The 13,228-nt window shown below is 73.1% G+C and carries 12 protein-coding genes; 7 read left to right on the forward strand and 5 right to left on the reverse strand.

Annotation, left to right across the window (positions count from 1 at the left end):
• Window positions 1–187: 187 nt before the first annotated feature.
• Genes AB0J97_RS43875 through AB0J97_RS43895 form a run of 5 tightly spaced genes read right to left on the reverse strand, consistent with a single transcriptional unit; the run spans window position 188 to window position 3,871 of the window.
• Window positions 188–403: a hypothetical protein gene (locus AB0J97_RS43875; protein ID WP_364101048.1), complete on the reverse strand. Its 216-nt coding sequence runs from the start codon at window positions 401–403 to the stop codon at window positions 188–190.
• A complete protein-coding gene (locus AB0J97_RS43880) occupies window positions 400–621 on the reverse strand; it encodes a hypothetical protein (protein WP_364101051.1) in 222 nt (73 codons plus the stop codon). The genes AB0J97_RS43875 and AB0J97_RS43880 overlap by 4 nt, the downstream gene beginning before the upstream one ends.
• Window positions 622–648: 27 nt before the next feature.
• Window positions 649–1,968: a M20/M25/M40 family metallo-hydrolase gene (locus AB0J97_RS43885; RefSeq protein WP_364101054.1), complete on the reverse strand. Its 1,320-nt coding sequence runs from the start codon at window positions 1,966–1,968 to the stop codon at window positions 649–651.
• Window positions 1,965–2,729, reverse strand: coding sequence for a GNAT family N-acetyltransferase (locus tag AB0J97_RS43890; protein ID WP_364101057.1), 765 nt, complete (start codon window positions 2,727–2,729; stop codon window positions 1,965–1,967). Before AB0J97_RS43890 ends, AB0J97_RS43885 begins: the two co-directional genes overlap by 4 nt.
• Before the next feature lie 14 nt (window positions 2,730–2,743).
• Entirely contained in the window at window positions 2,744–3,871 is a 1,128-nt protein-coding gene (locus AB0J97_RS43895; protein WP_364101060.1) for a M20/M25/M40 family metallo-hydrolase, read from the reverse strand.
• Window positions 3,872–4,058: 187 nt separating this feature from the next.
• Here AB0J97_RS43895 and AB0J97_RS43900 point away from each other — a divergent pair, with 187 nt between their 5' ends.
• From AB0J97_RS43900 to AB0J97_RS43930, 7 genes are all read left to right on the forward strand, one after another.
• Window positions 4,059–5,501, forward strand: a complete 1,443-nt coding sequence (locus AB0J97_RS43900; RefSeq protein ID WP_364101063.1) for a leucyl aminopeptidase family protein — start codon at window positions 4,059–4,061, stop codon at window positions 5,499–5,501.
• Window positions 5,498–6,478 (forward strand): MaoC family dehydratase, encoded by a 981-nt coding sequence (locus AB0J97_RS43905; RefSeq protein ID WP_364101066.1) that lies wholly within the window; start codon window positions 5,498–5,500, stop codon window positions 6,476–6,478. The genes AB0J97_RS43900 and AB0J97_RS43905 overlap by 4 nt, the downstream gene beginning before the upstream one ends.
• A complete protein-coding gene (locus AB0J97_RS43910; protein WP_364101069.1) occupies window positions 6,475–7,293 on the forward strand; it encodes a CoA ester lyase in 819 nt (272 codons plus the stop codon). The genes AB0J97_RS43905 and AB0J97_RS43910 overlap by 4 nt, the downstream gene beginning before the upstream one ends.
• Window position 7,294: 1 nt before the next feature.
• Window positions 7,295–8,500, forward strand: a complete 1,206-nt coding sequence (locus AB0J97_RS43915; protein ID WP_357700133.1) for a pyridoxal-phosphate dependent enzyme — start codon at window positions 7,295–7,297, stop codon at window positions 8,498–8,500.
• Window positions 8,484–9,998, forward strand: a complete 1,515-nt coding sequence (locus AB0J97_RS43920) for a serine hydrolase domain-containing protein (RefSeq protein ID WP_364101073.1) — start codon at window positions 8,484–8,486, stop codon at window positions 9,996–9,998. The genes AB0J97_RS43915 and AB0J97_RS43920 overlap by 17 nt, the downstream gene beginning before the upstream one ends.
• A gap of 10 nt (window positions 9,999–10,008) precedes the next feature.
• Complete coding sequence (gene menC / locus AB0J97_RS43925) at window positions 10,009–11,124, forward strand: o-succinylbenzoate synthase (RefSeq protein ID WP_357700137.1); 1,116 nt, start codon at window positions 10,009–10,011, stop codon at window positions 11,122–11,124.
• A gap of 451 nt (window positions 11,125–11,575) precedes the next feature.
• On the forward strand, window positions 11,576–13,189 hold the full coding sequence (locus tag AB0J97_RS43930) for a helix-turn-helix domain-containing protein (protein WP_364101076.1): 1,614 nt from the start codon (window positions 11,576–11,578) through the stop codon (window positions 13,187–13,189).
• Window positions 13,190–13,228: the final 39 nt, after the last annotated feature.

Here is a 13,228-nt window from a genome sequence, read left to right on the forward strand (position 1 = left end):
TGTAGCCGGGCGTCGGGGCCCGTCCGGGTGCACCCGGACGGCTTGCGCTACGAGGAGGCGGCGACGCTGCATGACGGGGTCGAGCGGGTCTCCCCGATGCTCAACCTGATCCCCAACCCCAGCCCGTCACCGGAGCGGTGGCCAGGATCCGCTGATCGTCGGATCCTCGCCGGGCAGCCGTGCGCGCTCAGAACCCGATCGGCTCACGCACGAGCACGACCGTGGCCCGCTCCGGCAGGGCCTCGCGCTCCACGATGAGGATCTTGCCGATGAACGATGACTGCCCGAACTCCTGGAGACGCCGGTGCTCGCGCGGCAGGCTGGAGGAGCGGACCCGCCGCAGCGCCCCGGCGAAATCACCAGCCGCGGGTTCCCCGCCGCTCCGGATTCTGCTCGGCCTCACCGGCCCCGACACGAAAGGTCGAACCTGCGCAGGAACGCCTGCCAGAGGTTGTCCCCATGAGACGGACAGACGCCGGTGCGGGACGACCACAGCCACAACGATTTCGGGTCACGGTCGCCGGGCAGGTGCCGCACCGTGAGCCGGATCAGCGTGCCTTCCAGCACGGGCAGGTCGCCGTGGTCCAGCCAGGCGGCCCGGCGGGTCAGGCGGGGATGCAACCGGTCCCACGGCAGGGCGTTAGCGGGTCATACCGTGCGCAGGAAGTCGTCCAGCACGTCGAGGCCGCTGCGCAGGGACGCGATCGGCACGCGTTCGTCGACGCCGTGCATCCCGGCTGGTGTGCGGCCGTCGGGGTCCTCACCGAGCGGGGCGAAGCCGAAGCCCGCCAGCCCCAGTTCGGCGAACGGCTTGGCGTCGGTGCCACCGCCCATGCAGAACGGGACGATCACGCCGTCCGGGTCGTGGCGCAGGACCGACGCGGCCATCGCGTCGTACCAGGCGTTGTCCCAGCCGGCCCCGATCGCGGGGCGGTAGGACAGGAACGACCGGGTGATGGACGGTCCCAGCAACTCGTCGATGATGGCGAGCTGTTCGTCCTCGGTGCCGGGCAGCGAGCGTACGTCGATCTCGGCGTGCGCCTCGCCTGGTACCACGTTGAACTTGTAGCCCGCGTCGAGCACGGTGACGTTCGTCGAGCAGCGCAGCGACGGCTCGACGTACTCGCGCAGCGGCCCGATCCGGTCGAGGACGGCCTCGACGCCCTCGTCGGAGGAGAGGTCGGCGTCGAGGCCGAGGGTCCGCACGGCGGTGTCGAGCAGCCGGCGCACCGGTGGCGTCAGCGCCAGCGGCCACCGGTGCGCCGAGATCCGGGCCAGGCCGGTCACCAGGCGGGCGACGGGGTTGTCCGGGTTCGGGCGTGACCCGTGGCCCTCCGTACCGGTGGCGCGGACGCGCATGTGGAGGGAGCCGCGCTCGGCGACAGCGATCGGGTAGAACCGCCGTACCGTCCCGTCGGGCGCCCGTACCGGCACGGGCCGCCCGCCCGACTCGCCGACGGCGGTGGTGACCCCGGCGAAGAGCTCGGGTCGGTTGCGTACCAGCCACTCGGCGCCGAGGGCACCGTCCTCCTCCTCGTCCGCGACGAAGGCGAAGACCACGTCGCGTCGTGGTCCGGTCGCGTCGGCCGCCCACCGCAGCAGGGTGGCGAGCATCATCGCGACCGTATCCTTCATGTCGGTGGCGCCGCGGCCCCACACGTACCCGTCCGCCACCCGGCCCTCGAACGGCGCCACCGTCCACCGCTCCGGCTCGGCGGGGACGACGTCGAGATGCCCGTGGACGAGCAGGCCGGGCAGCAACCGGTCGGCGCCGGGGACCCGGAGAACGACGTTGGCCCGGGTCGGCGCGGACTCGATGATTTCGGGGTCGTACCCCGCCCCGCGCAGGAGACTGGCGACGTACTCGGCCGCGGCCAGTTCGCCCTTGCTGCCCGCCTTGCCGTAGTTGCTGGTGTCGATCGCGATGAGGTCGGAGCAGATCGTCACGACGTCCGGGTGGTCTTTCATCGTTCTCCTGTCTTGGCTGGGTAGGTGATCAGGTAGCCGTGCCGCCGGTCGAAGGCGGCGATCTCGGCGCCGTCGGCCAGGGCCCCGGCCAGCACGTCCCGTACGTGGGCACGCCAGGCCCGCGCGAGGAGGGGGTTCTCGACCCGGACCCGTTCGATGTCCTCGGGGACCGGGACGAAGGCGGGCCCGCCGGTCCACGGCACCACCCGGAGCGCGTCGTCGCGGACCGTGATCAGCGGCCGATGTTCGCCCTCGGGCGGCCCGACGGCGGCGGGGGAGAGCAGGTCCCACTCGACGAACAGCCGGTCGCTGGCCTCGCCGCGGTTGAGCCCGTCGTGCATCGGGCCGTAGCAGTCGGGCAGATAGTCCGTCGCCCGGGCGCCGAGCTTGACCAGGTTGAAGTACGCGTTGCGACGGACCAGGGGGTCGAACGTCCAGGTGATCGAGCCGATGCCGCGGCCCAGCGCCCAGTCGCGCTGGTGGCACTTGAGCAGGTAGCCGATCTGCTGGGCGCGGTACTTCGCCTCCACCCCGGTGATGTGGCTGTGCAGGGATCCGTTGTGCGGCGCGAGGAACCCGACCGCGGCGCCGGCCAGATGCTCCCCGACGAATGCGACGGCGACGTAGTTGCCGGTCATGCTGAAGGCGCGCAGCAACGCGACGGTGATCTGGCTGGAGTCGGGCGCGCCGTCCCAGACCCGGTTGAAGAGGGCGGCGATCGCCTCGAGGTCGGCGAGCCCGGCCGCCTCGCGGACTGACACTCCGTGCTCCGGCGTCATCGCCCGGCCTCGCCGAGCAGGTCGGCGAGCAGCCCGGTCAGCAGGGCGAGACGGTCGCCGAGCCGAGCCACGTCGACCCACTCGTGGCGGGCGTGCGCCCCGCCGCCCACCGCGCCCAGGCCGTCCAGGGTCGGCACCCCGGCAGCGGCCGTGAGGTTGCCGTCCGATCCGCCGCCAACCGCGACGCCGGCGAGCGGGCCGATGCCCAGCCGATCCGCCACGGCGCGGGCCCGCTCGAACAGCCCGGCCGTCATCGTGGCATCGAGCGGCGGACGGTCGATGCCACCCTCCATCTCGATGGCGACGTCACCGTTCGCCGGCGCCAGGCCGCGGATCGCGGTGTCGACCCGCCGCAGCTCCTCGGTGGTCCGGGCGCGAACGTCGATCGTCAGCGTGGCCCGGTCCGGCACCGTGTTGACGGCCGTACCGGCGGAAGCCATCGTCGGCGTCACGCTGGTCCCCGCCGCGTCGTCGGCCAGCGCGGCGACGGCGCCGACGGCGGCGCCCAGTGTGATCAGCGCGTTCGCGCCCAGGTGCGGTTCCAGGCCGGCATGGGCCGCGCGTCCGGCGAAGGTCAGCTCGTAGTGGGCCCGGCCCTTGCGCTCGGTCTTCAGGGCGCCGGAGTCGTCGCCGGCCTCCAGTACCAGGGCCGCAGCGCAGCCCCTGGCCTCATCCTCGATCAGCTCGCGGGAGGTCGGAGAGCCGAGCTCCTCGTCACCGGTGACCAGCAGGGTGACCCCGGATGGGTCGTCGAGCGCGGCGATGGCGTGGAAGGCGAGGGCGAGGCCCACCTTCATGTCCAGGCACCCGGGCCCGCGGATCCGGTCGCCGGCCGTGCAGGGGATCGTGTCGATCGTGCCCAGCGGCCAGACGGTGTCGTGGTGGCCCAGCACGAGCACGCGAGGTGGTTCCTTTCCCCACCGCCAGCGCAGGTGGGTGCGGCCGGCGGTGACGATCGGCTCGGCGGGGCGGCCCAGGATCTCTTCGCCGACCCGCGCGACGCAGTCGGCGCTGCGGGCGACCGCGGCGAGGTCGGTGGAGGGTGACTCGCAGCGGATCATCCGGACCGACGCCGCGACGACGCCGGCGACCCGGGAGCGGGAGCTGACGGACGGTGCGTTCATGGGTTTTCCTCCGGCGCTTTGGACGGCGCCGTCAACGTTTCATCGGGTGCGGTGGCGACTCTTGTGGCCCGACATGAAAGGCGGTCCCGAGGTTGGGTGTTCGACACCGACGGCGGCCGGCGCCGCCGGTTAGCTTGCTCAAACGAGACGGGTCGCAGCGGGCGGCCCGCGTGTTCAGGAGGACCAGGTGACGGAACGGGTGGCGGACGTGGTCGTCGTGCCGGTCGGGACCGATGGGGCGGTGCCGGCCCCGGTGGCCGGCTTCCTCGCGGAGGCCGGCGTTGATGTTGACGTGCACGCGATCGGGGCTCGCCTCGGCCCGGCCGAGCCCGGCGACGTGGCCCGGGTCCCCGTCCTCGACGGCCCCGACCTCGTCTACGTGACTGTCGGTGATCCCCGGCCGGGTCTGGCGTTCGACCACGTGCGGGCGGCCGCGATGGCGGCGGCCCGGCACTGCGGATCCGCGCCGGCGGTGCTCGACGCGATCGGGTGCTGGGAGGCCGACCCGGATTGCGCGGTCGCCGCGGCGGAGGGCTGGACCCTCGGCACGTACCGGTACCGCCCCGACTGGACCGTCGCCGACCTGCTCGCCCGGCTCGACCCCGGTCCGCGTCGGCACGGGGGACCGGAGCATGCCGTCCGGGAAGGGGTCGCGCTCGGCGCGGCCGCCAACCTCGCTCGGGACCTGATCAACACGCCGCCCGGCCAACTCGTCCCGGCGCGGCTGGCGACCGTGTGCCAGGAACTCGGCGAGGCGCTCGGCTTCGAGGTACGCGTACACGACGCCGCGACGCTGGAGCGCGAGCAATTCGGCGGCATCGCCGGCGTGGGCCGGGGAAGCGTGCATCCGCCGTGCCTGATCGAGCTGCGACGCGGAGGCGACGGCCCGCACACGGCGCTCGTCGGCAAGGGCATCACCTTCGACGCGGGCGGCCTGTCGCTCAAGCCCACCCGGGGCATGCTCACCATGAAGGCGGACATGGCCGGCGCCGCCGCCGTTCTCGGCGCCCTCGTCGCGCTGGCCCGCCTGGGCTCCGACGCGCCGGTACGGGCCTATCTGCCGTGTGCCGAGAACATGCCGGGCCCGTACGCGGTCCGGATCGGGGACGTCCTGCGCCATCGCGGTGGCCGGACCGTCGAGGTGACCAACGCCGACTGCGAGGGACGGCTCGTGGTCGCGGACGCCATGGCGTACGCCGTGGAGGCCGGCCCTGCCGCGATCGTCGACCTGGCGACGCTGACCTCGGTCACCGGCCTCGGCCCCGACATGTGGGCCGGTTTCGGCACCGACGACGCCCTGATGGCGCGGGTGCTGGCCGCCGGTGGCGCGGCCGGTGAGCCCGGGTGGGCGATGCCGATGTGGGAGCCCTACCGGGCCACCCTCGCCTCCGACGTGGCGGACACCCGGAACTTCGACCCGGACGCGCCCCAGCCGTACGGCGCCATCACCGCGGCGCTGTACCTGGAGCCGTTCGCGTCCGGCGTGCCGTGGGCGCACCTCGACCTCGGGCTCACGGTGATGCGCCCGGCCGCCGACGCCCGGTGGGCCGCAGGCGCCAACGGCCGCGGGGTGCGCCTGCTCACCCGCTACCTGACCGCCGGCGTGCCGGCACTGGAGGAGGACGCATGAGCGTCGTGGACGGTCCCTGGTTCGACGATCTCGCCGTCGGCGACACCTTCACCGCGCCGGCCGTCACGCTGGATGCCGGGCTCCATGCCCAGCACCGGGCGATCCTCGGCGACCGGCTCCGGCTCTGCCTCGACGAGACGCTCGCCGAGCGGGTCACCGGACGTCCCGGCCTCGCGTATCCCGGCGTGGTCTGGGACGTGGCCGTCGGCCAGTCGAGCGTCGTGACCCGCCAGGTGGTGGCGAACCTCTTCTACCGGGGGCTGCGGCCGCGGGCGACGCCGTACCTCGGCGACACCCTCGTCACCTCGACCGAGGTCGTCGCTCTCCGCCGGGTCCGGTCCCGGCCCGACCGGCCCGAGCGCGGCAAGGCGGTGCTGAGCATCGTGACCCGGGACCAGACCGGACGTGTCATCCTCGCTTTCGACCGGTGCGCGCTGCTGCCCTGCCGCGACGGGTCCGGACCGGCCCCGGAGGCGGGCCCCCACGCCGACGGCCTTTTCACCGCACCGTCCGTGCCGGACGTGGCGACGGCCCCCGACTGGCTCGCGCAGTGGTCGCTCAAGCCGCTGGCGCCCTCGCCCGGCGGTCCGCCGTCGGCTGGCGACACCTTCGAGCTGGCGGCCGGCGACGTGGTCTCGAGCGCGCCGGAACTGGCGCGGCTCACCGTCAACATCGCGGCGGTGCACCACGACGCGGAGGCCGCCGGCGGCCGTCGGCTCGTCTACGGCGGGCACACGATCGGGCTCGCGCTCAGCCAGACCTGCCGGATGGTCCCGGGGCTGGTGATCGTGACCGAGTGGTTCGCATGCGACCACGTCGCGCCCGTCTTCGAAGGCGACACGGTGCGCAGCCGCGTCACGGTGCGGGGCGTCACGCCCTACCGGGACGGCACCGCGATCGCCGTGCTCAACACCCAGACGTCGGTGGCCGGTCGCGGAGCCGTCCTCGACTGGACCTTCGCGGCGCTGGTCGCATGAGCACCGTACGAGGCCCGGCCTGGCTCTTCGTCCCGGGCGACCGCCCTGAGCGCTTCGCGAAGGCCGCGAGCGCCGCCGACCAGATCATCTGCGATCTGGAGGACGCCGTGGCGCTGACTGCCAAGCCGGCGGCCCGGGACCACGTCGCGGGCTGGCTCGCCGTCGGCGGATCCGCCTGGGTACGGGTGAACCCGGCAGGATCACCGTGGCACGCGGACGATCTGCGCGCGCTGGTCGGCTGCGCGGGCCTGCGGGGCGTGGTCGTGCCCAAGGCCGAGTCGGCGGCGGACCTGCAACGCGTGTGCGACCTGCTCCCGGTGCCGTCGGCGGCCCTCGTCGAGTCCGCCGTCGGCGTCGGGCGAGTCGCCGAGATGCTCGCCGTCGAGCGGGTGGAGCGGCTCATGCTGGGCACTGTCGACCTCGCCCTCGATCTCGGCTGCGAGCAGGAGTCCGACGTCGTCAGGCAGGTCCGGAGCCGGCTGGCTCTGGAGTCCCGCGCGGCTGGGAAGCCCGCGCCGGTGGACGGGGTGACCATGGCGCTGCGGGACTACGACGCCACGTTCGCCGACGCCGGGCGAGCGCGCCGCGAGGGCTACGCGGGCAAGCTCGCAGTCCATCCGGTCCAGGCCGGCGCGATCCGGGCCGCCTTCGCGCCGTCGCCGGAGGAGGTGTCCTGGGCGCGCGAGGTGATCGCGGCGGCCGGGCAGGGTGCGGTCGCCGTCGGGGGCGTCATGGTCGACGCCCCGGTCGTCGAGCGCGCGCGCCGGATTGTGGCTGGCTCGGCCATCGATGAGAAAAGGGGAACTGGGGACTGAGATGGCGCACTTCGAGAGTAACGTCCTGTGGAATCCGGCGTGGTCGGCCCTCGACGGCTGGGCGGAACGCCCTCCGGACGCGATCGAGCACTTTCACCGATCGATCCCGGGATTCGCCGAGTCCGCGCTGGTGCCGGCGCCGGCGATCGCCGACCAGGTCGGCGTCGCGCATGTGCTCGTCAAGCACGAGGTCGAGCGCCTCGGCCTGCCGTCGTTCAAGGTCGTCGGTGCGAGCTGGGCCGTCAGCGTGGCGATCGCCGGTCACATCGGCCGCGTGCCCTTCCCGACGTTCGACGCGCTCGCCGAGGCGGCCGGCGCCCTGCGCGCCTCGATCGTCCTGTCGACCGCCACGGACGGCAACCACGGCCGCGCCGTCGCGTACCTGGCGCGCCGGCTGGGCCTGAACAGCCGGATCTTCGTGCCCGCGGACATGGCCGAGGCACGCGTCGATGCGATCCGCGGTGAGGGCGCCGAGGTCGAGGTGGTCGCCGGATCGTACGACGACGCCGTTCGCCGGTCGGCCGAGAGCGCGGAGCGGGACCGGTCCGACGGTCGGCACGAGCTGCTCGTCTCGGACACGTCGTGGCCCGGGTACACCCGGATCCCCGAGGCCGTGGCCGCCGGTTACTCGACGATCTTCGCCGAGACCCGGCGCCAGCTCGCCGCGGCGCTCGGCTCGGACGCGTCGATCGACTTGGCGCTCGTCCCGGTGGGTGTGGGCGCGTTCGCCTCGGCCGCGGTCCGCAGCCTCGCGAGCGGGTCGTGCAGCGTCGTCACCGCCGAGCCGGCTGCGGCCGACTGCCTATGGCAGTCCCTGGCGGCCCGGGAACGGGTGACGGTGCCGGGACCACACGAGTCCACGATGGCGGGGCTCAACTGCGGCGAGGTCTCGCTGGTGGCATGGCCGGCGCTGCAGCGGGGCGTCCGTGCCGCCACCCGGGTCTCCGACCTCGAGGTGGCCGCGGCCGTCCGCGACCTCGCCGCGCTCGGCGTCGCGACCAGCGAGAGCGGCGCGGCCGGTCTGGCCGGTCTCCGGCGGCTGCGGCTCGACTCGCGGGCGGGTTCGCTGCTGCGGCCCAGATCCACGCTCGTCCTCTTCGACACCGAAGGGGTCACCGATCCGGCCGGATACGAGGCGGTCCTGGCCGGATCGTCGACGGCGCGGGGTCGTACCGAAGAAGGGGCGGGTCATGTCACGGGTCGATGAGCTCATCGCGTACCTCTCCGAAGCCGTTCCCCGCGAAGCGAGGTCGCGGGGGATTCCGGGGGTCGCCGTAGGGTTGTGTGATGCCGACGGCGTCCTGTGGGCCGAGGGATTCGGCAGCGGCATCGGCGCCCGCACCATGTTCAGCGTCCAGTCGACGTCGAAGCTGGTGACCGCGACCGGCGTGCTGCTGGCCGTGCAGGAGGGCCTGGTCGACCTCGACCAGCCGATCCTGCGCCACCTGCCGGACTTCACCGTACACAGCGACTTCGAGGAGCGGCCCGAACGCCGGATCACCCTGCGCCACCTGCTGACCCACACCGCCGGCTTCACCCACGAGGCGCCGGTCGGGTCCAACTACGAGGTCGGCGACGCCACGTTCGAGGAGCACCTCGCCAGCATCTCCGAGACCTGGCTGCGCTTCCCCGTCGGCCACCACCACGAGTACTCCAACCTCGGGATCGACCTCGCCGGCCAGGTGGTGGCCACTGCGGCGGGGGAGACGTTCGCCGAGTTCATGCGCGGGCGGCTGTTCGAGCCGCTCGGTCTCACCCGGTCGACGTTCGACTTCGGCGCCTTCGACGGCGAGGAGGACCGGACGCTCGGGCACTCCCGCACGTTCGCCCGCGCGGGTCGCGACGTGCCCCGGCGAGTGCCGATGGTGCCGTCGGGCGGTCTCTACACCAGCGTGGCGGATGTACTGCGCTACCTGCGATTCCAGTTGCGCGAGGGCGACGGCGTCCTACGGCCCGAGTTGGCCCGGCAACACCTGGACTTCCCGAGGCTGACCGAGGAGCAGACCCAGGGGTACGGGCTGGGGCTCTACGTCGACCGCTGGGCGCCCGGGGTCCGGGTGCTGCACCACGGCGGGGCCGGCTTCGGCTTCCTCTGCCAGGTGTTCTGGCTGCCGGACCTCGGCGTCGGCGGTGCGGTGCTCACCAACTCCGTGGACCACGACCTGCAGAACGAGCTGGCGGCCGACATCGTCCGGCGGCTCGCGGACGGCCACGGCTCGCAGGCCACCCCACCCCCGGCGGCGGTTTCGCCTTACCCGCAGGACGCGGCCGGCCGGTACGTCGGGCGCCTTGGCGACATCCGGGACATCGTCGCCCGCGACGGCGAACTTCACGGCGTCGACGGCCGGTCCGTGTTCCTGCGCGACGCGGCCGGGCACGTCCGTTACCAGCTCGACGCCGTCACCGGCGATGTGCGGTACCGGACCGCCGTGCCCGAGCTCGGCCCGTCGACGCTCGAACCCGGCCTGGCCGGCGACTACGAATCCCGGGTCGGGGAGGTGCCGATGGCGCCGTACCGCCTGCGGCAGGACGGGGACCACGCCGTGATCGACCTGCCCAGTGGAGGCTCCCTCGACGACCCGATCACCCTGCAGCTCACCGCCGCCGGCCCGGGACGCTACCTGTCCGCGACCGGCGAGGTGCTGACGGTCGGCGACGCCGGCCCGGCGTACGCCAACATCCCCCTGACCCGGACCGAGGACTGAGGTGACCCTGATGGGTAAGGTATCCGCGCTGGAAGGCATCGAGATGCGGCGGCTCCGGCTGCCCCTGGTGTCGCCGTTCCGCACCTCCTTCGGCACCCAGACGACCAAAGACGTGCTGATCCTCCGCGCCGTCACCGCCGACGCCGAGGGCTGGGGCGAGTGTGTCGCCGCCCAGCACCCGCTGTACGCCTCGGAGTACGTCGGCGCGGCGATGATCACGCTGCGCGACTTCCTCGTGCCCGCGCTGCGCGACCTGCCCGCCATCGACGTCAACCTCGTCAGCGCCGCGCTGGATCGCTTCCGCGGGCACCGGATGAGCAAGGCGGCGCTCGAGATGGCGGTCTGGGACGCCGAGCTACGGGGTCTGGGGATGCCGCTGAGCCGCGCGCTCGGCGCCGTCCACACGTCGGTGCCGGCGGGCGTCTCGGTCGGCATCATGGACACCCTCGACGAGCTGGTCACCGCGGTCGGCGCCTACCTGGCCGACGGATACCGGCGGATCAAACTCAAGATCGAGCCAGGCTGGGACGTCGCGGCGGTGCGCGCGATCCGGGACGCGTTCGGCGACATCCCGTTGCAGGTCGACGCGAACGCGGCGTACACGCTCGCCGACGTCGACCAACTCCGGAAACTGGACGATTTCGGCCTGCTGCTCATCGAGCAGCCGATGGCCGAGGAGAACGTGCTGGGCCACGCCGAGCTGGCCCGCCACCTGCGAACCCCCATCTGCCTGGACGAGTCGATCACCTCCGCCCGGGCCGCGGCCGACGCGATCAGACTGGGCGCGTGCCGTGTCGTCAACATCAAGGCCGGCCGGGTGGGCGGCTACCTCGAGGCCCGGCGCGTGCACGACCTCTGCCAAGCCCACGACGTCCCGGTCTGGTGCGGCGGCATGGTCGAGACCGGCCTGGGCCGCGCCGCGAACGCCGCCCTGGCCGCCCTGCCCGGCATGCGGCTACCAGGTGACATCTCCGCCTCGTCGCGCTTCTACCACCAGGACATCACCCCACCCCTCGAACTCAGCGACGGCTACATGTCAGTCCCGGAAGGCCCGGGCCTGGGCGTCACCCCCGACCCCGAAGCCCTCGCCGCAGCAACAGTTCACACCGAGTGGCTGCCTCTGTAGGAGGCCGCTGAAGAATCGGCGTCTCGTCTGTAGTGATTCATGCCGAGTCTGGGTGCGGGGTGTGGAGCGTGCAGACCGGGAGCTTCTCGACGCCGCCGCGCTGGTGGGTCATCTGGTGCCCGAGGGCAGGATGTTCGCGTTTCTGGCCGACCCCGGGTCCCGGCCGGCCCGGACACACCCCACCGGCCTACCCGCGCATCCGACCGACCACCGCGCACCCGGACCACCCGCCAACCTCGGGCTGAGCAGACCGATGAAACGCTGATAGTCGGCGGCCTCTTAGACAGCGGCGATCGCTACCGCCCATCCCGCAGTGACCCCCGAGCCCCGTGAAGATGGTGCTGCCGCACCAGATCGAGCAGGTCGATTGTGCCGTGGAACAAGATCGGGCAAATCGGCCGTGGCTAGAATCACGGTTGTGGAGCGCCCGGAACAGCCGGAAGCATCCGTCGTGGCAGACGGACCGTCGATCACGCTGGCCCGGATCCTGGAGGACGCCGGCCACACCCTGCTCCGCCCGGCGTTCGACGGCCAGGACCTCGACCGGATCGTCGACGGCCTGGTGATCTTCGACCCGGCCGACCAGGTCGCCTGGTCGCGGCGCCCCCTGGTTCTTGCCGTCGGGGTCCAGGCTGGTGAGCAGCTCACCGCCCTCAGCGAGCGGGTGGCACGCCAGGGCGGCGCGCTCATCGTCCACGAGAGCGTCGTCGCCTCGCTGACCGGCCCGCGGACCGTCGTGCCGGTGCTCGCGCTTGGCAACGAGAACTCCTGGATCCAGCTCGCCGCGACCCTCGCGCCGCTGGTGAACGGCTCGTCCGGCCCCGCGCTCGCGGCGCCGCTCGGTGGCGTCCCGACCGGCGACCTGTTCGCCCTGGCGAACGCCATCGCCGAGATCCTCGACGCGCCGGTCACGGTCGAGGACCGGGACTCCCGGGTGCTCGCCTTCTCGATCCGGCAGGAGGAGGCGGACCCGTCGCGCATCGGCGCGATCCTCAACCGCCAGGTCACGCCCTGGGCCACGCAGGATCTCACCGAGCGCGGCATCTTCCGCCAGTTGTACCGCACCCAGGAGCCGCTCTTCGTCGATCCGCCCGAGAGCGGGTACGGCGGTTTCACGATGCCCCGCGTCGTGCTGGGCATCCGGGCCGACGATGAGATCCTGGGCTCAGTGTGGGCCGCGGTCCCCGGTCCGCTCTCGGACGAGCGGATGCAGGCCTTCCGCGAGCTGCAGGGCACGGTCGCCGTGCACCTGCTGAGCCACCGCGCGAACGCCAACGTGGAGCGCCGAATGCGTTCGGACCTTACCGCCCAGGTCCTGGCCGGCGGCCCGGAGGCGGAGGAGGTCGCGGCCCGGCTGGGCCTGCCCCACCGCCCGATGCTGGTGCTCGCGGTCGCGCTCCCGGACGGCGAGGACGAGCCCGCACGCCTGCGCGGCGACCGCGCGGCCGAGCTGCTGCGCATCGGTGACGCGTTCGACATGCACCTCGGCACCGTCCAGCCGGGCGCCTCCGCCGCGCTGGTAGGCGACATCGTGTACGGGATCGTTCCGCTGCCCCCTGCCGCCGACCCGCACTCGGACCGCGGTCAGCGGATGGCGAAGGACTTCCTCGCCCGGGTAGGGCGGCGGTCCGCCGCGGTGATCGGGGTCAGCGCCGTCGCGCCCGACGCCTACGCCCTCCCGCGGGCCCGGGAGGAGGCCGACCGCGCGCTGCGGCTGGCCCGCAGCGCGCAGCAGGGCGACCGCGTCTGCTCGACGGTCGAGCACGCGTACGAGTTGCTCATGATGGAGATGGCCGACCTGGTGTCGGCGCGGGGGATGGGCCTCAGCGGGCCGCTCGCCCGCCTCGTCGAGCAGGACGAGCGCCACGGGTACCTGGTGCCGACACTGCGCGCGTGGCTGGACCACTTCGGCGACAACATCGCCGCGTCGGCGTCGCTGCACGTCCACCCCAACACGTTCCGCTACCGCCTGAAGCGGGTCGCGGAGGTCTCCGGGATGAGCCTGGACAACCACGACGAGCGGCTGTCGCTGATGCTCCAGTTCCGGCTCTTCATGCGCTCCTGACCGGCAGCCTCGTCGCACGGCGCTAGCCGGCGCCCGCAA

Origin of the sequence: Nonomuraea sp. NPDC049607, from assembly GCF_040675375.1 — a bacterium.
GTDB lineage: Bacteria > Actinomycetota > Actinomycetes > Streptosporangiales > Streptosporangiaceae > Nonomuraea.

Coding starts and splice junctions, on each gene's coding strand:
- AB0J97_RS43885 (WP_364101054.1), bottom strand. CDS start 1,968: ATGAAAGACCACCCGGACGTCGTGACGATCTGCTCCGACCTCATCGCG.
- AB0J97_RS43895 (WP_364101060.1), bottom strand. CDS start 3,871: ATGAACGCACCGTCCGTCAGCTCCCGCTCCCGGGTCGCCGGCGTCGTC.
- AB0J97_RS43905 (WP_364101066.1), top strand. CDS start 5,498: ATGAGCGTCGTGGACGGTCCCTGGTTCGACGATCTCGCCGTCGGCGAC.
- AB0J97_RS43910 (WP_364101069.1), top strand. CDS start 6,475: ATGAGCACCGTACGAGGCCCGGCCTGGCTCTTCGTCCCGGGCGACCGC.
- AB0J97_RS43915 (WP_357700133.1), top strand. CDS start 7,295: ATGGCGCACTTCGAGAGTAACGTCCTGTGGAATCCGGCGTGGTCGGCC.
- AB0J97_RS43920 (WP_364101073.1), top strand. CDS start 8,484: ATGTCACGGGTCGATGAGCTCATCGCGTACCTCTCCGAAGCCGTTCCC.
- menC (WP_357700137.1), top strand. CDS start 10,009: ATGGGTAAGGTATCCGCGCTGGAAGGCATCGAGATGCGGCGGCTCCGG.